Below are 16,982 nucleotides of genomic sequence, written 5' to 3'. Positions count from 1 at the left end.
CATGTCCCTGGACCACCGTCTGCCCGCCGAGCTGGAAGAACTCCGGCGCACCGTCGAGGCGTTCGCGCACGACGTCGTCGCCCCGAAGATCGGCGAGTACTACGAGCAGCATGCGTTCCCGTACGAGATCGTGCAGGAGATGGGCCGGATGGGCCTGTTCGGCCTGCCGTTCCCCGAGGAGTACGGCGGTATGGGCGGCGACTACCTCGCGCTCGGCATCGCCCTGGAGGAGCTGGCCCGGGTCGACTCCTCGGTGGCCATCACCCTGGAGGCCGGCGTCTCGCTGGGCGCCATGCCCCTCTACCACTTCGGTACGGAGGAGCAGAAGCGCGAGTGGCTGCCCAAGCTGTGCAGCGGTGAGGTGCTGGGCGCGTTCGGCCTCACCGAGCCGGACGGCGGCTCGGACGCCGGCGCGACCCGGACCACCGCCGTTCGGGACGGAGGGGACTGGGTGATCAACGGCAGCAAGTGCTTCATCACCAACTCCGGTACGGACATCACCGGCCTGGTCACGGTCACCGCGGTCACCGGCCGCAAGGACAATGGCGCCCCGCTGATCTCCTCGATCATCGTGCCGTCCGGCACCCCGGGCTTCACGGTCGGTGCCCCGTACTCCAAGGTCGGCTGGAGCGCTTCGGACACCCGCGAGCTGTCCTTCTCCGACGTCCGGGTCCCGGCCGCCAACCTGCTGGGCGAGGAGGGCCGCGGCTACGCCCAGTTCCTGCGCATCCTCGACGAGGGCCGGATCGCCATCGCGGCGCTCGCCACCGGCCTCGCCCAGGGCTGTGTGGACGAGTCGGTGCGCTACGCCAAGGAGCGGAAGGCCTTCGGCCGCGCGATCGGCACCAACCAGGCCGTCCAGTTCAAGCTCGCCGACATGGAGATGCGCGCGCACACCTCCCGTCTGGCCTGGCGCGATGCCGCGTCCCGGCTGGTGCACGGCGAGCCCTTCAAGAAGGAGGCCGCGCTCGCCAAGCTCTACTCCTCCGAGATCGCGGTGGACAACGCCCGTGAGGCCACCCAGATCCACGGCGGGTACGGCTTCATGAACGAGTACCCGGTCGCCCGGATGTGGCGCGACGCCAAGATCCTGGAGATCGGCGAGGGCACCAGCGAGGTCCAGCGGATGCTGATCGCCCGGGAGCTGGGGCTGAGCGCCTGACCGGACGCCCTGCGGCCGGGTCCGCAGGGCACCCGCGGCCGGCCCGGCAGCCGGCCCGGCAGCCGGCCGCAGCGCCGGTCCTGCGCCCGGCCCCGCGCGGCGGGGCCGGCCACAGGCGTGCGGGAACGGTGCCGAGAAGGTGCCGTCCCTCCCCCGCTCACCCGCTCACTTCGCGGGCCACGGCACCTCCGGCGAGCGGTAGTAGCCGATGCCGAGCGCGTCCCAGCGGGGCCCCTGGGCAGCGAGCCGCGCCTTGTAGTCGTCCCAGTCGTGCGTGGACGCCGGCGACCAGCCCAGCTCGGCGATGCCCGGCAGCCGCGGGAAGGCCATGTACTCGATGTGGGCGGTGGTGGAGAGCGTCTCCGACCACAGGGGCGCCTCGACACCCAGGACGGAGTCCGTGGGCGCGTCCTTGAGGTAGCTGCCGGGGTCCCAGTCGTAGGAGCGCTGGACGCCGACGTAGCCGGCCCAGGCCAGGCCCAGCGGCGTGTTCTTGTCGTACTTCATGTCGAGATAGGCGCGGTCGGCGGGCGAGAGGATCAGCCGGGTGCCGTTCCTGGCGGCGTCGGCGACCTGTTGGCGCTCGGCCGTGCCCGTCTTGTCATAGCCCCAGTACTGGGCGACGGCGCCCTTCGCCGGGTGCGCTCCGGTCAGCTGGTGCCAGCCGATCGCGGTCTTGCCGTACTTGGCGACCACCGGCTGCACCTTGTCCATGAAGGTCACGTAGTCCGCATGGCTGGTGGAGTGCGCCTCGTCACCGCCGATGTGCAGGTAGCGGCCGGGAGTCATGGCGGCGAGTTCGCGCAGGACATCGTCCACGAAGTCGTACGTCTCCTTCTTGGGGACGCACAGCGAGCTGAAGCCGACCTGGGTGCCGGTGTAGAGCGGCGGCGCCTGGCCGTTGCAGTTGAGCGGGGCGTAGGAGGCCAGCGCGGCGTTGGTGTGGCCCGGCATGTCGATCTCGGGAACGACGGTCAGATAGCGGGCCGCGGCATAGCGGATGATCTCGCGGTAGTCGTCCTTGGTGTAGTAGCCGCCGGGCCCGCCGCCGACCTGGGTGGAGCCGCCGTACGTCGCCAGCCGCGGCCAGGACTTGATGGCGATCCGCCAGCCCTGGTCGTCGGAGAGGTGCAGATGCAGCTTGTTGATCTTGTACATGGCGAGCTGGTCGATGTACCGCTTGACCTGCGCGACGGTGAAGAAGTGCCGGGAGACGTCGAGCATCGCGCCGCGGTAGGCGTAGCGCGGGGAGTCGGCGATGGTGCCCCCGGCGATCCGCCAGGTCCCGCGCCGGGCGCCCGCCCGCTCCACGTCGGCCGGCAGCAGCTGCCGGAGGGTCTGCACGCCGTGGAAGAGGCCGGCCGGGCGGGCGGCGCTGATCGTGACCGCACGGGCGCCCGAGGTGAGCCGGTAGCCCTCGGCCCCCAGCCCCTTGGTGCCGCTGCCGCCGAGCCGGAGGACGATGCCGTCCCGGCCGTCCTTGGTGGTCACCGGGAGGCCGAAGCCGGTGGCGGGCCGCAGCAGCCCCGCCAGATAGCCGGCCACCCTCCTGGCCTCGCCGGAGCCGCCGGGCACGCGGATCCGGGTGCGGTCACCGAGGGTGTACGCGTCCCCGGTGCTGTGCACGGACGCGGGCGCGGGGATCACCCGGTCCAGTGGGGTGGCGGCCGGGGCGTCGGCGTGCGCGGCGCCCGGTGGCGGCACGGCGGCGGTTCCCAGCCCCGCCGCCGCGACCAGCAGCAGCGAGAACAGCAGTCTGCGTCGTCTCATCGACGGTCCCTTCGGCGAACCTTGTGCATGACGTCGTGCATGGCATGGAGCGACCGAACGGTGACCATGCGTACCGTGAGCCTCGATTCCGGTCAAGGTGTAGACCACTCTCCGGCCGCCGATTCAGTGACGTGCCCGATATCGGGCAGATTTCTTGCGTATCCGCGCGGCGCCCCGCAATATCGACAGGTGCTCGAACGCCGTAACCGCAGCGCCGAGGCGCCGCACGATGACCTGGTGGACCACCTGGTGCGCAGCACACCGCTGCAGCGCGGTGAGGCCGCCCGGGTGGTGCTCGATGTGCTGGCGTACTTCGACGAGACGACGGAGGAATTCGTCCGCCGGCGCCACCGGGAGCTGCAGTCCCACGGACTGCGCAACGAGGAGATCTTCGACCGGATCCGCCACGAGATGCCGCACCGCGCCGTGGCCCCGCCCGATCTCTCGACCCGCCAGCTGCGCCGCCTCGTCTACGGCTGACGGCCACGCCCGGGGCGCCGGGCGGCACGAATAATTGCCACAACGTTCTTCTCGGAGGGTCACTGTATGTGCGGGATCGTCGGCTATATCGGCAAACGTGATGTAGCTCCGCTGCTTCTGGAGGGCCTGCAGCGCCTGGAGTACCGCGGCTACGACTCGGCGGGCATCGCCATCCACGCCAAGGGCACCGGCAAGGCCTCGGGCGGCCTGAAGACCGCCAAGGCCAAGGGCCGGGTCCGGGAGCTGGAGTCACGGGTGCCGAAGCGGTTCGCCGGCACCACGGGCATCGCGCACACCCGCTGGGCCACCCACGGCGCGCCCACCGACGAGAACGCCCACCCGCACCTCGACACCGAGGGCAAGGTCGCCGTCGTCCACAACGGCATCATCGACAACGCCGCCGACCTGCGCGCCCGGCTGACCGCCGAGGGCGTCGAGTTCGCCTCCGAGACCGACACCGAGGTGCTGGCCCACCTGATCGGCCGCTCGCAGGCCGAGAAGCTGGAGGAGCGGGTCCGCGAGGCGCTGCGGCACATCGAGGGCACCTACGGCATCGCCGTGCTGCACACCGACTTCCCCGACCGGATCGTCGTCGCCCGCAACGGCTCCCCGGTCGTCCTGGGCATCGGCGAGCACGAGATGTTCGTCTCCTCGGACGTCGCCGCGCTGGTCTCGCACACCCGCCAGGTCGTCACCCTCGACGACGGCGAGATGGCCACCCTCAAGGCCGACGACTACCGCACGTACACCACCGAGGGCTCGCGGACCACGTCCGCCCCGGAGACCGTCGAGTACGCGGCCGAGTCGTACGACCTGGGCGGCCACGACACCTACATGCACAAGGAGATCTCCGAGCAGGCGGACGCGGTGGACCGCGCGCTGCGCGGGCGGATCGACGACCGCTTCTCCACCGTGCACCTCGGCGGCCTGAACCTCGACCCCCGTGAGGCGCGCGGGGTGCGCCGGGTGAAGATCCTGGGCTGCGGCACCTCGTACCACGCGGGCCAGATCGGCGCCCAGATGATCGAGGAGCTGGCCCGTATCCCCTCGGACGCCGAGCCGGCCTCCGAGTTCCGCTACCGCGACCCGGTCGTGGACCCCGACACCCTCTACGTGGCGGTCTCCCAGTCCGGTGAGACCTACGACGTGCTGGCGGCCGTCCAGGAGCTCAAGCGCAAGGGCGCACGGGTGCTGGGCCTGGTCAACGTGGTCGGCTCGGCGATCGCCCGGGAGACCGACGGCGGCATCTACGTGCACGCGGGCCCCGAGGTCTGCGTGGTCTCCACCAAGTGCTTCACCAACATGGTGGTCTCCTTCGCGCTGCTCGCCCTGCACCTCGGCCGGATCCGGGACCTGTCCGTCGCGGACGGCAAGCGGATCATCGAGGGCCTGCGCAAGCTGCCCGCGCAGATCGACGAGATCCTCAAAAGCGAGGAGGACATCAAGCAGCTGTCGGCCGCCTACGCGGACGCCAAGTCGATGATGTTCATCGGCCGGGTGCGCGGCTACCCGGTGGCCCGCGAGGCCTCCCTGAAGCTCAAGGAGGTCTCCTACATCCACGCCGAGGCCTACCCGGCCTCCGAGCTCAAGCACGGCCCGCTGGCCCTCATCGAGCCCGCGATGCCGACCGTGGCGATCGTCCCGGACGACGACCTGCTGGAGAAGAACCGCGCCGCGCTGGAGGAGATCAAGGCCCGCAGCGGCCGCATCCTGGCCGTCGCGCACCAGGAGCAGGAGAAGGCCGACCACACCATCGTCGTGCCGAAGAACGAGCCCGAGCTGGACCCGATCCTGATGGGCATCCCGCTGCAACTGCTCGCCTACCACACGGCGTTGGCCCTGGGCCGGGACATCGACAAGCCCCGCAACCTCGCCAAGTCCGTCACGGTGGAGTAGCAGCCGCGCACGCGGGGGGGGCGCGCCCCGGGGCCACCGTGGCGCACCCCCACCCCACCCCACCCACCGAAGCGACAATTGAGCGCCCCCCGCGGCGGGCAGCCACCTCCGCGAGAGCGGCGCCGGCTCAGGCGTAAAAAGGCCCGGAAACGCGGCCGCACAGCACCCTCATGACGCCCCCTCAACTGTGCGCAGGCCGCGGGGAATTGATCATGCCGGGGGGCGCGGGACCGCGCGCCAAGGTGGCGCGCCAGGGCGGCGCACGACGGGGTGAGGAGACGGCGCGCGACAGGCGCGTCAGGGGATCACTATCACCGGGCGCTGCGCCCGGCGGGCGAGCCGGCCGGCCACCGAGCCGAAGATCCGGCCGACGATGCCGTGGGTGGAGCCGACCACGATCGCGTCGGCCTCGTACTCCCGGCCGACCTCCTCCAGCTCGTGGCAGATGTCGCCACCGCGCTCGACGAGGATCCAGGGGACCTCGGTGAGGTGATCGGCGCAGGCCAGCTCCAGACCGAGCACTTCGGTGCGGTGATCCGGCACGTCCACGAAGACCGGGGGCTCACAGCCCGCCCAGACGGTCGTCGGCAGCCGGTTGGCCACATGGACGATGATCAGCCCGGAGCCGAGGCGCCGGGCCATACCGATTGCATACGCCAATGCCCGCTCGCTCGACATGGAGCCGTCGAAGCCGACCACGACGCCGTGCCGGAACGCGGGGTCGCAGGAGTGGCGCGTCTTTTCCGCCGCTTCGAGGTCCGCCATCGGATCGGCGACCTGCTTGCGGTCCGCGGGTTCGGGGATTTCGTGACCGGCCATTGGTGTCTCGGCGAGGGCGTCCTCTTGCGGAGGGGCGAACGGGGAACGGCGATTGACTTGATCCGGCAGTTGACTGAGCTGGCTCGATCGAGGCGCGGGAGCCATAGTTCAAAGAGGAACGATACGACTGGGAATCATCTTCCCAACCCGATACCCCAAGAGTACGGCGCCACTCCCCCGCTGCCCAGAGCCCGCCGCGGACGCGGGGCGCCCGTGCGAGGTGGGGTGGGGCCTCGAACGTTCCCCGGAGCATGCCGGAGCGTGGCCCGGATGGCAATGCCCCGGCCTGCCCCCGTACGTACCCCTCACGGTGACCCATGATCGGCGCCGGCGTTGTAGTAGCAGCCCGATCCGAGGGGAGCACACGGTGCCGTTGTCGTCCGACAGATCACCCGACCCGGTGAGCGATGTCATGCGCTGGGGCGCCTTCAGTTGTGCCCTGGTGCCCTTCGTACTGATCATCAGCGGCGTCTCCTGGGCCGGCGCGGCCGGCACCGCCGCCGGTCTGGCCGCGGTGACCTGCGCCTGCCGCGCCCTGCTGCGGCAATCCGAACGGACCGCGGCGCGGATCCGCGTGCGTGAGACCGGAAGACACCGGGACCAAAGGGCATATGTGGGGACGACAGCGCAGGGCGGCGGACGGCACTCCGGAGGGCGTACGCCGGTCGACTGAGGCGCTTGCAAGTCTGCGCGCGACCGTTTTCAGCCAACTTCCGGCCGAGGTCCGCACCTTGCCCCGGACCCCCCTCAACCCTGGTGTGAGCAGGGAGGAAAGGACCGCTGGGCATGGTTGTGCCCTACTGCGAACGGGCAGAGCCGAGACGCGTACTTCCCATGTAGGCCCGACGAGTGGAACGCTTCGTGATCGAATGCTTCGCGCCAAGTTGCCATATCGACATACCAGCGGGTGGTGAACTTGGCACTCCATCCTCACGGAACACAGTAGATTCGATCTTGGTAGTAACGGCGGGGGAACTGTGCAGGACCGAGAGGGCGAGACGACCGAGGGGGGCTTAAGTGCCATGAGCCAGGACTCCGCTGCCGTACCAGATGCCGCACGCAAGCTCGCCGCCCGACGACGCCGCGAAATAGTCGCGGTGCTCCTCTTCAGCGGCGGCCCCATTTTCGAGAGCTCCATTCCGCTCTCGGTCTTCGGCATCGACCGACAGGACGCAGGCGTTCCGCGGTACCGGCTGCTTGTGTGCGCGGGCGAAGATGCGCCTTTGCGCACGACCGGGGGGCTCGAACTGTCAGCCCCCTACGGGCTGGAGGCGATCTCCCGTGCCGGGACGGTCGTCGTACCGGCCTGGCGCTCCATCACCCAGGCGCCGCCGCCCGCGGCGCTCGACGCGCTGCGCCGCGCGCATGAAGAAGGGGCCAGAATCGTCGGGTTGTGCACGGGGGCGTTCGTCCTCGCCGCGGCCGGACTGCTGGACGGCCGTCCGGCCACGACCCACTGGATGTACGCGCCGACGCTCGCCAAGCGTTATCCGTCCGTCCATGTGGATCCCCGCGAGCTCTTCGTCGACGACGGCGATGTGCTCACGTCCGCGGGAACGGCGGCCGGCATCGACCTGTGTCTGCACATCGTGCGCACCGACCACGGCGCGGACGCCGCCAACGCGCTGGCCCGCCGGCTCGTCGTGCCGCCGCGCCGCACCGCCTCCGATATGGGGCACCAGCGCTACCTCGACAGGTCATTACCTGAAGAGATCGGCGCCGACCCGCTGGCCGAGGTCGTCGCCTGGGCGCTGGAACACCTCCACGAGCAGTTCGACGTGGAGACGCTGGCCGCGCGCGCGTACATGAGCCGCCGCACCTTCGACCGGCGCTTCAGGTCCCTGACGGGGAGCGCTCCGCTGCAGTGGCTGATCACCCAGCGGGTGCTGCAGGCCCAGCGGCTGCTGGAGACCTCCGACTATTCGGTGGACGAGGTCGCGGGGCGCTGCTGCTTCCGCTCCCCGGTCGCCCTGCGCGGCCACTTCCGCAGGCAGCTGGGCGCCTCGCCCGCCGCCTACCGGGCGGCCTACCGCGCACGGCGGCCGCAGAACGGAGCACCCGAGCCCGCGCTCAGACCGGAGCGGGCCGAGCGCGCCGAGCGGCCGGAGCGTGAGCGGGCGGCCCTGGGGGCGGGCGCGGAGCGGTTCACCGCCGCCGCGCTGGCCGGCCACGGCCTGGCCTCCGCCGAAACGGGCGAAGCGGGCAAACCGCAGTCGGAGGTGTACGCCTCCCGGCTGCCGGAGACCGCGGTGGGGAGGGGAACCGTCCGCCCCGTGCTGCCCGGACAGCGCGAGCGCCCCGTAGGGTGAGATGTATGAACGATCGCATGGTGTGGATCGACTGCGAGATGACCGGCCTCTCGCTGGCGAATGACGCGCTCATCGAGGTGGCCGCTCTGGTCACCGACTCGGAGCTGAATGTGCTGGGCGACGGGGTGGATGTGGTGATCCGCCCCCCGGCCGAAGCACTCGGCACCATGCCGGAGGTGGTGCGCCAGATGCACACCGCCTCCGGGCTGCTGGAGGAACTGGACGGCGGCACGACGCTGGAGGCGGCCGAGGCACAGGTGCTTGCGTACATCAAGCAGCATGTGCCGGAGCCGCGGAAGGCGCCGCTGTGCGGCAACTCCGTCGGCACCGACCGCGGCTTCCTGCTGCGGGACATGCCGACGCTGGAGGACTACCTCCACTACCGGATCGTCGATGTCTCGTCCGTGAAGGAGCTGGCCCGGCGCTGGTATCCGCGGGCCTACTTCAACAGCCCGGACAAGAGCGGCAACCACCGGGCGCTGGCGGACATCCGTGAATCCATCGCGGAACTGCGCTACTACCGGGAAGCGGTCTTCGTGCCGCAGCCCGGCCCCGACTCGGACACCGCGAAGGCCATTGCCGCCAAGCACGTCCTTTCCGCTGAGCCGCAGTCCACGCCGTAGTGCGGCGCGGCAGGGCGCGTGTCGTGCGGGACCCGGCGGGTGCGCCGTGACCCGCACGACACGCCCTCGGACCCGGGACACGAAACCTGGGCGCGAGCACCCCTTCGGACCCTGTACACTTTTTCTCAGCCGGTGGGGAAAAAGAACCACACAGCACCGGTCATGGTGGGTATAGCTCAGCTGGTAGAGCACCTGGTTGTGGTCCAGGATGTCGCGGGTTCAAGTCCCGTTACTCACCCCACATCAAGGCCCCCGACCTCTGGTCGGGGGCCTTGGCGTTTCTCCGGGCGTGGTGAGCGGGAGCGGGTGCGTTCCGTCGAGGGGCCGGGTGCCGCTGCGCGGGGGCCCCGGCTCAGTAGCCGACGGTGAAGCGCTCGCCGACGTGGCGGGGCTGCTCTATTTCGTCGACCACGGCGACGGCATAGTCCTCGGCGGTGATCCGGCTGGTACCCCCGGCATCGGTGATCAGGTCGTCGAGGGCGGTGCGGTAGCTGCCGGTGCGCTCGCCGGGCTCGATGGTGGCTGCCGGGCTGAGGCTGGTCCAGCGCACATCGACGACGGAGCGGTAGAAGTCCAGCGCATCGCCGTGGGCGTGCATGATCTCCAGCAGGAAGGCGGGCAGGCCCTCCGCGTCCCAGACCCGTGCGCCGTCCGGCGTGCGCAGCGAGCCGGCGCCGCCGACGGAGATCAGCCGGGGTGCCGCGTCGCCGAGGGTGCGCAGCCCGGCGACAAGGGACTCGGCGGCCGGCCTGATCGTGGCGGTGTGGCCCGGTCCGTCGCCGCCGCCGACCGCGCTGACCAGGACGTCCCGGCCCCGGGCCGCGGCGGCGACGGACGCCGGGTCGAGGGCGTCGCCGGCGGTCACGGTCAGGTCCGGGTGGCCGACGGTGATCTTCGCGGGGTCGCGGACGACCGCGGTGACCCGGTGGCCACGCCGCAGGGCCTCGTGGAGGATGCGGCTTCCGATGGTGCCGTTGGCCCCGAAGAGCGCGATCGTGGACATGGTGGTCTCCCAGCTGCTGTGTACGTCCGGACGTCCGGATGTGGACTTCCGTTTTCCGTCAGCGGTCCCGCTGACGTCTTCTACGCTAGGGGGACCAACAGGGCATTTCGGGGTGCTGAGGGGACCGGCGATGGTGAAAAAGCGACAGGAGAGCCGGGGGCCGTCGCCGGAGATCCCGGAGGTGGCGTTCTCGGCACCGGCCGGGCGGCCGACCGGAGTGGAGGTGCTGACGCTCGCGGAGCTGCGGGCGCGCGCGGACGCCTGTCAGCTGTCCGTCCCGCACCGCCCCGGCTTCCACCATCTGCTGGTCCTGGACGGCGGCCGGCTGGTGCACAGCGTCGACTTCCGCGAGCACGTCCTCGCGCCGGGCGATCTGCTGTGGTCACGCCCCGGGCAGGTCCAGCACTTCGGTGATCTGACGGGCGCGGAGGGGCGGCTGGTGCTCTTCGAGGCCGGCTTCCTGGATCCGGCGACCGCGGCCGCGGCCCGGGTCGAGGACTGGTACGGGCCGGCCGTACGGCATCCGGAGGGCGCCGCGGCCCGGGGCGTGGACGCGGCGATGCGGCAGCTGCACGGGGAGTTCGGGTCGCTGGGCGGGCTGCCGCTGGAGATCCATCTCGAGGTGCTGCGGCATCTGCTGGCCGTCCTGGTGCTCCGGGCCGCGCATCCGGGCGGGGCGGCGGACGGGGCCGGGGACGGGTCCTGTGCGGCGAGCGCGACCTATCTGCGCTTCCGGGACGCGGTGGAGCGGGACTTCACCCGCAGTCGGCGGGTCGCCGACTACGCCCGCGCGCTGGGCTACGCCCCGCGCACCCTCTCCCGGGCCACCGAGGCCGTCGCCGGGGTGGGGGCCAAGGAGTTCATCGACCGGCGGGTGGTGCTGGAGGCCAAGCGGCTGCTGGCGCACGGCGACCGTTCCGCGGCCCGGATCGCGGACCGGCTGGGCTTCGCCGACGCCCCCAACTTCAGCAAGTTCTTCCAGCGGCAGACGGGCACCACCCCGATCGCGTTCCGCACGGCGGTACGCGGCGGGGCGGCCTGAGGGCGCGGGTGGCGTACGGGAGTTGAGCGGGCGGGGCGGCGGGCTCCCGGGGCCCACGGACAGCTCCGGCAGCGGACGGCGGGCGCCGGCCCGTGCCGGGGCAGGCGGGCGGCGGGGCGCAGCGGTGGGGGCCCGCCGCGCCCCGCCTCCCGGGCGAGCGGTCCGGTGGGGGCCGGGCCGCCGGTGGGGGTCAGCCGGTGTACTTGGCGAAGGCCTTGGTGAAGTCCAGCGGCTTCTGCTGGACGGAGCTGCAGGTGGGCTGCGCCGAGGTGGCGGCGCCGCCGGGGCAGGCCTGGTCGCGGGTGGCGGACCACATCGACAGCCAGGCCAGGTGCTTCTTCTTGGCGAACTTCACCAGCTGGGTGGCGTCGTCGGCCCGGAAGACCTCGTTCTGCACGTCGTTGACGCCGATCATCGGGGTCACGGCCACGGTCCGCCAGGCGGCCGCCTCGCTCAGGCCGAGCGCCTTCTTCAGCCGGCCCTGGGTGGCGGTGGCGGCCTGGATCGCGTAGGTGCCCATGTCGCCGCGGTAGGAGGCGCCGTAGTCCATCGCCATGATGTTCACGGCGGAGATCTCGACGCCGTTCTTCTTGGCGTCGGCGACCAGGTTCACCCCGTCCTGGGTCAGGCCCTCGGGCATCACCGGCAGGGTGAAAGAGACGTCCAGACCGGGGTGCTTCTTCTGGAGCTGGGTGATGGCGCGGGCGCGGCGGGTGTTGGCGGCGGTGTCGGGCAGGGCGCCGCCCTCGATGTCGAAGTCGGCCTTGGTGAGCTTGAACTGGTCGATGACCTTGCCGTAGGCGGCGGCCAGTTCGTCCACGGAGCCGCAGGCCGCCCCGAGCTCGGTGCCGGTGGCACCGCCGAAGGAGACCCGGACGTCGCCGCCGGCCTTGCGCAGGGCGGGTATCTGCCGGGCCACCTGGTCGTTGCCGAGCTCGCCGGAGCCGCCCCACTTGGGCGTGCAGCCGCCGCCGGAGGTGACGAAGGCGAGGTGGAAGTCCTTGACCCCGGTCTTCCGGGCGGTGCCGGCCAGGTCGTGGGCGGGGGCGAGCGAGGTGTCGACGTACGGGGCGAAGCCGGCGGCCTTCGGGGCCCGCGCGCCGGCAGTGGTCCGCGGTGCCTTGGCGGCCAGGGCGGACCCGGCGACGGCGAAGGCGCCGCCGGCCGCGACCAGGACGGCGGCGCCGCTCACGATCAGCTGGGTGGTGCGGCTCTTGCGCCGGCGGTGTGCCGAAGAACTCATCTCGTGCCTGCCTGTCGTCACATGGAGGGGGTGCACCGTGGTGCGTCCCGCACGCTAGCGGAGGGGAAACGGACAAATGGCGGTAATGGCACGGAGGTCGGGGGACTTAGGAGCGCCTTAAGGAAGCGGAAGGGGGTGGTTAAGAAGCAGGGGCGGATGCCCCCGCGGGGGGACGTTCAGGAGCCGGTGCGCGCGGTCCGCCGGCGCCGGACGCCGAGCGTGCGGCGCAGCCGGTGGCCGCGGCGGGCGCCGGTGCGGGCGCGGCGGTCGTCCAGCGCCAGCCAGACCCGGACCTCGGTGCCGCCGAGGACGGAGCGGCCGATGCGCACATCGCCGCCGGTGGACTCGGCCAGCCGTCGCACGATGTCCAGGCCGAGGCCGGTGGAGCCGGCCCCTCCGCCGCCGTGCCCGCGGCGCAGTGCCGCGTCCGGGTCGTCGATACCGCCGCCGGCGTCCGAGACCAGCACGATCACCGCGTCCTCGGCGTTGTGGACATCGACCGCGAAGGCGGTGCCCTCAGGGGTGTGGCGGAAGACGTTGCCGAGCATCGCGTCCAGGGCGGCGGCGAGTTCGGGGCGGGCGACGGGGACGCGTACGGGGTGGTCCGCGCCGGCGACGCGGACGGTGCGGCCCTCGTCCTCGGCGAGCGCCGACCAGAACTCCATCCGCTCGCGGATCACCTCGGCGGCGTCACAGCCCGCCGCGGCGGCGGCCTGCCGGGTCTGGGCCTTCTGCTCACGGGCGGTGCGGATGATCTGGTCGACCTCGCGCTCCAGCTGTTCGACGGCGGCCCGGGTCTGCTCGGCGGCCGGGGTGTCGCCGAGCGAGGCGGCGTTGAGCCGCAGGACGGTCAGCGGGGTACGGAGCCGGTGCGAGAGGTCGGCGGCCAGTTCGCGTTCGTTGGCGAGCAGTTGGACGACCTGGTCGGCCATGGCGTTGAAGGCGCTGGCCGCGGACCGCAGTTCGTGGGGACCGTCCTCCGGAACGCGGACGCCGAGCTTGCCCGTGCCGAGGTCGTGCGCGGCGCCGGCCAGCCGCTTCGCGGGCCGCACCATGCGGGTGCCGAGCCGGTCGGCGACGGCGACCGAGCCGATGATCAGCGCGAGGCCGACCCCGGCGAGCACTACCCAGGAGGTGGCGACGCCCTTGGTGAGCGCCGTGTCGGGGACGAAGACCTCGACGACGGCGATACCGGATGCGACGGCGGTCGGCTGGAGCAGCGAGGAGCCGCCGGGGACCGGGGAGATGGAGGCCCGGCCGAGCTTGGCGGCGGCCGCCACATCCGCTGCCGCCGCGCGCCGGGAGCCGATCTCGGCGGGCTTGCCGTTCCGGCCGCTCGCCGGGACGTGCACGCCGATCCGGCCGCCGGGGCCGGTCTCGGCGCTGGCGACGGCGCGTTCGAGCTGGGTGCGGTCGGTGGTGATGGCGAGGACCGGGCCGATGGTGGCGGCCTGCCGTTCGGCATTGGAGTAGGCGCGGTCGCGGGCCAGTTCCCTGACGACCAGTCCGAGGGGGACGGCGAACGCGACGACGACCATGGTGGTGACGGCCAGCGCCACCTTGACCAGGGCCCATCTCACTGCGTCTCATCCTTCTCCCCCGGACTCCGTCCGGGGGCACCCCCATCTCCGCCCGCGAGGCGCAGAGGTGCGGCTTTCCCTGTTGTCTGCGGCCCGGCGGCCTCGCGCGCGACACTCACCGCGGCGGCTCCAGCTTCACCCCGACGCCCCGCAGGGTGTGCAGGTACCGGGGCCGCGCCGCGGTTTCGCCCAGCTTGCGGCGCAGCCAGGACAGATGGACGTCGATGGTCTGGTCGTCGCCGTAGGACTGCTGCCAGACCTCGGCGAGGAGTTCCTTGCGGGGGACGACGACGCCGGGACGCCCGGCGAGGAAGGCCAGCAGGTCGAACTCCCTGCGGGTCAGATCGAGGGTGACACCGTCCAGTTCGGCCTGCCGGCGCAGCGGGTCGATGGACAGGCCGCCGACCCGGATCACTCGTGAGGGCGCCTCCGCACCGGCCGCCGCGGCCCGGGAGCGGCGCAGTACGGCCGCCATCCGGGCCGACAGGTGCTCGACGGAGAACGGCTTGGTGAGGTAGTCGTCCGCACCGTCGTTCAGCAGCCGGACGATGTCGGCCTCGTCGTCGCGGGCGGTGGCGATGATCACAGGGACATCGGTGATGCCGCGGAGCATCTTCAGCGCCTCGCCCCCGTCGAGATCGGGCAGGCCGAGGTCGAGGATGACGACGTCGAAGCCGACGTGCGCCACCTCGCGGAGGGCCTCCAGAGCGGTACCGACGCTGCGTACCGTGTGGGCGGCCTCGGTCAGATGCCGGATCAGAGCCGAGCGTACGAACTGGTCGTCCTCGACGACGAGCACACGTGCCATGGGCGGCACCGTACGCCATTCGGGCGGGGTCCTTTGCCCGAAGTTGACAGCGGGACGGCCCACTCCGGCGTGCGGGACGGGCTGCAACGGGGCGGTCGGGTGGGGCAGTATGAGCCGGATGCAACGAGGACTGGTTCATGCGGCGGCCTGGACGCTGGCGACCGGCGCCGCGGTCACCCTGTCGTGGTTCGGCGTGCATACCGTGCTGTCCGCCACGGCGTACGACGCACCGCGCGCACTGCCGATCTCCGACCAGGTGGCCGCGCAGGCGGGGAAGGACGACGCCGCACCGCGCGTCTCCTCCACCCACCGCGCCAAGCCGTCCCGTTCACCCGCCCCCACCCCGGCGCCCACCGGCGGACCGTCCCGCCCGTCCGCCCCGTCCCACAGCGCCACCCCCCGGTCGGGGTACCCGCACGCCACCTCACCGGGCGGCTCCGTACCGGACACCGACGGCCGGGTCAGGAGCTATTCCACGGCGGGCGGGCGGGTGGTCTTCGACATGGGCAGCCGGGCCGCCGAGTTGGTGTCGGCGACGCCGAACCCGGGCTGGGAGATGCAGGTGTGGAAGCAGGACGGGTGGATCCGGGTCGACTTCTCCGGCGGCGGCCATACGTCCGTGTTCTGCACCTGGAACGGCCATCCGCCGGCCGTGCAGACCACAGGGCCCACGGCGTAGCGGCGCGCGGCGCTCCCGGAGGTGGGCCGGACGACGCGCCCTAGTCGAAGGCCGCGGCCGGCGGGGCGGGCGAGGCGAGGGCCGTGGCGTCGGTCACCGGTGCCGCACCGCCGGTGAAGTCCAGCAGCGCCCGGCCGTGTTCGACCCGGCCGGCCTGCGGATCGGTGGCCGCCCGCCGGGTCAGCTCGGCGACCGGCAGCGGCCCGTCGGCGGCCAGCAGGACCGCGTTGCCGAAGCGTTTGCCGCGCAGTACGGCCGGGTCGGCGGTCAGGCACAGCTCGGGGAAGACCGTGTGGGCCGTGGCGATCTGGCCGCGCAGGAACCGCAGCGGCGGCCCGTCCGCGAGGTTCGCCGCGTAGAACCCGCCGGGCCGCAGCGCCCGGTGGACCTCCGTCAGGAATTCGGTGCTGGTCAGGTGCGCGGGCGTGCGCGCACCGCCGAAGACATCGGCGATGATCAGGTCCGCCCAGCCGTCCGGGACCTTCGCCAGGCCGGCCCGGGCGTCACCGCCGCGCACCCGTATCCGCCAGCCGCTGTCCCACGGCAGCTGCCGGCGCACGAGGTCGACGAGCGGTGCGTCGATCTCCACCACCTGCTGGGTGGACCGCGGGCGGGTGGCCGCGACATAGCGGGCCAGGGTCAGGGCGCCGCCGCCGAGATGGACGGCGCGCAGCGGTTTGCCCGCGGGTCCGGCCAGGTCGGCGACGTGCCCGAGCCGCCGCTGATAGGAGAAGTCCAGATATGCCGGGTCATCGAGGTCCACATGCGACTGCGGGGCACCGTCGATCAGCAGCGTCCAGCCGCGCGTCCGGTCCCGGTCGGGCCGTAGCTCGGCAAGCCCGCCGTCCACCGTTTCGGTGACGGACTCCGGTCCGCCGCGCCCGCGTCTGCTCTTCGCCATGCCCTCCAGTATGGGCCCTGCCCCGGAGGCCGTATCCGCTGGTCAGCGAGGTGCTGCCGGCGGGTACGGCGGGGCGCCCGGCCGCGCCGGGCAGAGTGGCGGACCACCCGCGGCCGAGGCCGGGGTGATCCGCCGACTGCACATCACGACCCGCGCCGGCCCGACATCGCTGGCGGACCGGCGTGGGGTCACCGGTTGATGCAGATGTTCCCGAACGCCGGGTTCAGCAGCGAGAGGGGGCTGATGCTGTTGCCGCAGATGTTGATCGGGATGTTGATCGGAACCTGGACATTGTTGCCGCTGAGGATGCCCGGGGAGCCTGCGGCAAAGCCCGCCGCGTTGGCACCGGAACGGTGGTTGTAGAGGGCACGGTGGTCACTGCGGAAGTGGTTGTGACCACGACCGCCGTGGTGACCGTCCCCGCTGGCTGAGGCAATTCCTGCGCCACTGAGCACTACGGCGCAGCTGGCCGCACTCACCGCGGCGGCCTTGACAAAGCGCTTCATCCCATTCTCCTTTCAGTTCGTGAATGGGGCAACCGGTCACAACGAACGAAAAGAGTCAGGGGTACGGGCGTTCCCCCGTCCGGGACGATATTAGCTCTTATGGCAGTAACTATTAGCCCGTCCGGCGGAAAGGCGCACTCTCGGTGAAGTCCGGTATTCCG

Annotated in this window: 16 protein-coding genes and 1 tRNA gene; 9 read left to right on the top strand and 8 right to left on the bottom strand. The window is 71.9% G+C overall.

Translation table 11 applies throughout. The annotated features are described in order from the left end of the window. Position 1 precedes the first annotated feature (1 nt). Entirely contained in the window at positions 2-1,162 is a 1,161-nt protein-coding gene (locus tag ABZ851_RS05220) for an acyl-CoA dehydrogenase family protein (RefSeq protein ID WP_336052384.1), read from the top strand. 165 nt (positions 1,163-1,327) lie between these two features. On the opposite strand, the gene ABZ851_RS05215 is transcribed toward ABZ851_RS05220, so the two are convergent. Then, complete coding sequence (locus ABZ851_RS05215) at positions 1,328-2,932, bottom strand: beta-N-acetylhexosaminidase (RefSeq protein ID WP_361122357.1); 1,605 nt, start codon at positions 2,930-2,932, stop codon at positions 1,328-1,330. Between the two features lie 189 nt (positions 2,933-3,121). Here ABZ851_RS05215 and ABZ851_RS05210 point away from each other — a divergent pair, with 189 nt between their 5' ends. Both ABZ851_RS05210 and glmS read left to right on the top strand, forming a co-directional pair. Then, a complete protein-coding gene (locus tag ABZ851_RS05210; protein WP_328386687.1) occupies positions 3,122-3,412 on the top strand; it encodes a hypothetical protein in 291 nt (96 codons plus the stop codon). 66 nt (positions 3,413-3,478) lie between these two features. Further along, positions 3,479-5,308: a glutamine--fructose-6-phosphate transaminase (isomerizing) gene (glmS, locus tag ABZ851_RS05205; RefSeq protein WP_361122354.1), complete on the top strand. Its 1,830-nt coding sequence runs from the start codon at positions 3,479-3,481 to the stop codon at positions 5,306-5,308. A 297-nt stretch (positions 5,309-5,605) separates the two neighbouring features. Here the strand turns inward: glmS and ABZ851_RS05200 are convergent, their stop codons facing one another. Then, complete coding sequence (locus ABZ851_RS05200; RefSeq protein ID WP_018093093.1) at positions 5,606-6,127, bottom strand: universal stress protein; 522 nt, start codon at positions 6,125-6,127, stop codon at positions 5,606-5,608. Positions 6,128-6,494: 367 nt separating this feature from the next. On the opposite strand from ABZ851_RS05200, the gene ABZ851_RS05195 reads away from it, so the two are divergent. From ABZ851_RS05195 to ABZ851_RS05180, 4 genes are all read left to right on the top strand, one after another. Further along, positions 6,495-6,800 (top strand): hypothetical protein, encoded by a 306-nt coding sequence (locus ABZ851_RS05195; RefSeq protein ID WP_361122350.1) that lies wholly within the window; start codon positions 6,495-6,497, stop codon positions 6,798-6,800. A 349-nt stretch (positions 6,801-7,149) separates the two neighbouring features. Then, entirely contained in the window at positions 7,150-8,436 is a 1,287-nt protein-coding gene (locus ABZ851_RS05190; protein WP_361122348.1) for a helix-turn-helix domain-containing protein, read from the top strand. Between the two features lie 5 nt (positions 8,437-8,441). Then, positions 8,442-9,059, top strand: a complete 618-nt coding sequence (gene orn, locus ABZ851_RS05185; RefSeq protein WP_361122345.1) for an oligoribonuclease — start codon at positions 8,442-8,444, stop codon at positions 9,057-9,059. 165 nt (positions 9,060-9,224) lie between these two features. Further along, a tRNA-His gene (locus ABZ851_RS05180) sits at positions 9,225-9,300 on the top strand. 111 nt (positions 9,301-9,411) lie between these two features. On the opposite strand, the gene ABZ851_RS05175 is transcribed toward ABZ851_RS05180, so the two are convergent. Next, on the bottom strand, positions 9,412-10,062 hold the full coding sequence (locus ABZ851_RS05175; protein WP_361122342.1) for an NAD(P)H-binding protein: 651 nt from the start codon (positions 10,060-10,062) through the stop codon (positions 9,412-9,414). Positions 10,063-10,192: 130 nt separating this feature from the next. Between ABZ851_RS05175 and ABZ851_RS05170 the strand changes: the two genes are divergently transcribed. Then, positions 10,193-11,104: an AraC family transcriptional regulator gene (locus ABZ851_RS05170; protein WP_361122339.1), complete on the top strand. Its 912-nt coding sequence runs from the start codon at positions 10,193-10,195 to the stop codon at positions 11,102-11,104. A gap of 190 nt (positions 11,105-11,294) precedes the next feature. Here ABZ851_RS05170 and ABZ851_RS05165 read toward each other — a convergent pair whose 3' ends face one another. The 3 genes from ABZ851_RS05165 to ABZ851_RS05155 all read right to left on the bottom strand — a co-directional run bounded on the left by ABZ851_RS05165 (position 11,295) and on the right by ABZ851_RS05155 (position 14,735). Then, a complete protein-coding gene (locus ABZ851_RS05165; RefSeq protein WP_361122336.1) occupies positions 11,295-12,347 on the bottom strand; it encodes a chitinase in 1,053 nt (350 codons plus the stop codon). Between the two features lie 176 nt (positions 12,348-12,523). Further along, the gene (locus tag ABZ851_RS05160; RefSeq protein ID WP_361122334.1) at positions 12,524-13,927 is read right to left on the bottom strand and encodes a HAMP domain-containing sensor histidine kinase; all 1,404 of its coding nucleotides are present in this window, start codon (positions 13,925-13,927) and stop codon (positions 12,524-12,526) included. A 115-nt stretch (positions 13,928-14,042) separates the two neighbouring features. Then, the gene (locus ABZ851_RS05155) at positions 14,043-14,735 is read right to left on the bottom strand and encodes a response regulator transcription factor (RefSeq protein ID WP_361122330.1); all 693 of its coding nucleotides are present in this window, start codon (positions 14,733-14,735) and stop codon (positions 14,043-14,045) included. A 118-nt stretch (positions 14,736-14,853) separates the two neighbouring features. Between ABZ851_RS05155 and ABZ851_RS05150 the strand changes: the two genes are divergently transcribed. Beyond that, the gene (locus ABZ851_RS05150) at positions 14,854-15,414 is read left to right on the top strand and encodes a hypothetical protein (RefSeq protein WP_361122327.1); all 561 of its coding nucleotides are present in this window, start codon (positions 14,854-14,856) and stop codon (positions 15,412-15,414) included. 40 nt (positions 15,415-15,454) lie between these two features. On the opposite strand, the gene ABZ851_RS05145 is transcribed toward ABZ851_RS05150, so the two are convergent. Both ABZ851_RS05145 and ABZ851_RS05140 read right to left on the bottom strand, forming a co-directional pair. Further along, the gene (locus tag ABZ851_RS05145) at positions 15,455-16,315 is read right to left on the bottom strand and encodes a fused MFS/spermidine synthase (RefSeq protein WP_361122324.1); all 861 of its coding nucleotides are present in this window, start codon (positions 16,313-16,315) and stop codon (positions 15,455-15,457) included. 188 nt (positions 16,316-16,503) lie between these two features. Further along, positions 16,504-16,821 (bottom strand): chaplin, encoded by a 318-nt coding sequence (locus ABZ851_RS05140; RefSeq protein ID WP_361122321.1) that lies wholly within the window; start codon positions 16,819-16,821, stop codon positions 16,504-16,506. Positions 16,822-16,982: the final 161 nt, after the last annotated feature.

This window comes from Streptomyces sp. NPDC047049, assembly GCF_040643995.1.
Lineage (GTDB): Bacteria > Actinomycetota > Actinomycetes > Streptomycetales > Streptomycetaceae > Streptomyces > Streptomyces mooreae.
This window is presented reverse-complemented; position numbering and strand designations above follow the sequence as displayed.

What these genes read in the sequence shown, in the direction of transcription:
- ABZ851_RS05170 (WP_361122339.1), top strand. Translation starts at nt 10,193, where the DNA reads ATGGTGAAAAAGCGACAGGAGAGCCGGGGGCCGTCGCCGGAGATCCCG.
- ABZ851_RS05165 (WP_361122336.1), bottom strand. Translation starts at nt 12,347, where the DNA reads ATGAGTTCTTCGGCACACCGCCGGCGCAAGAGCCGCACCACCCAGCTG.
- orn (WP_361122345.1), top strand. Translation starts at nt 8,442, where the DNA reads ATGAACGATCGCATGGTGTGGATCGACTGCGAGATGACCGGCCTCTCG.
- ABZ851_RS05190 (WP_361122348.1), top strand. Translation starts at nt 7,150, where the DNA reads ATGAGCCAGGACTCCGCTGCCGTACCAGATGCCGCACGCAAGCTCGCC.
- ABZ851_RS05150 (WP_361122327.1), top strand. Translation starts at nt 14,854, where the DNA reads ATGCAACGAGGACTGGTTCATGCGGCGGCCTGGACGCTGGCGACCGGC.
- ABZ851_RS05215 (WP_361122357.1), bottom strand. Translation starts at nt 2,932, where the DNA reads ATGAGACGACGCAGACTGCTGTTCTCGCTGCTGCTGGTCGCGGCGGCG.
- ABZ851_RS05200 (WP_018093093.1), bottom strand. Translation starts at nt 6,127, where the DNA reads ATGGCCGGTCACGAAATCCCCGAACCCGCGGACCGCAAGCAGGTCGCC.
- ABZ851_RS05220 (WP_336052384.1), top strand. Translation starts at nt 2, where the DNA reads ATGTCCCTGGACCACCGTCTGCCCGCCGAGCTGGAAGAACTCCGGCGC.
- glmS (WP_361122354.1), top strand. Translation starts at nt 3,479, where the DNA reads ATGTGCGGGATCGTCGGCTATATCGGCAAACGTGATGTAGCTCCGCTG.
- ABZ851_RS05155 (WP_361122330.1), bottom strand. Translation starts at nt 14,735, where the DNA reads ATGGCACGTGTGCTCGTCGTCGAGGACGACCAGTTCGTACGCTCGGCT.
- ABZ851_RS05175 (WP_361122342.1), bottom strand. Translation starts at nt 10,062, where the DNA reads ATGTCCACGATCGCGCTCTTCGGGGCCAACGGCACCATCGGAAGCCGC.
- ABZ851_RS05140 (WP_361122321.1), bottom strand. Translation starts at nt 16,821, where the DNA reads ATGAAGCGCTTTGTCAAGGCCGCCGCGGTGAGTGCGGCCAGCTGCGCC.
- ABZ851_RS05145 (WP_361122324.1), bottom strand. Translation starts at nt 16,315, where the DNA reads ATGGCGAAGAGCAGACGCGGGCGCGGCGGACCGGAGTCCGTCACCGAA.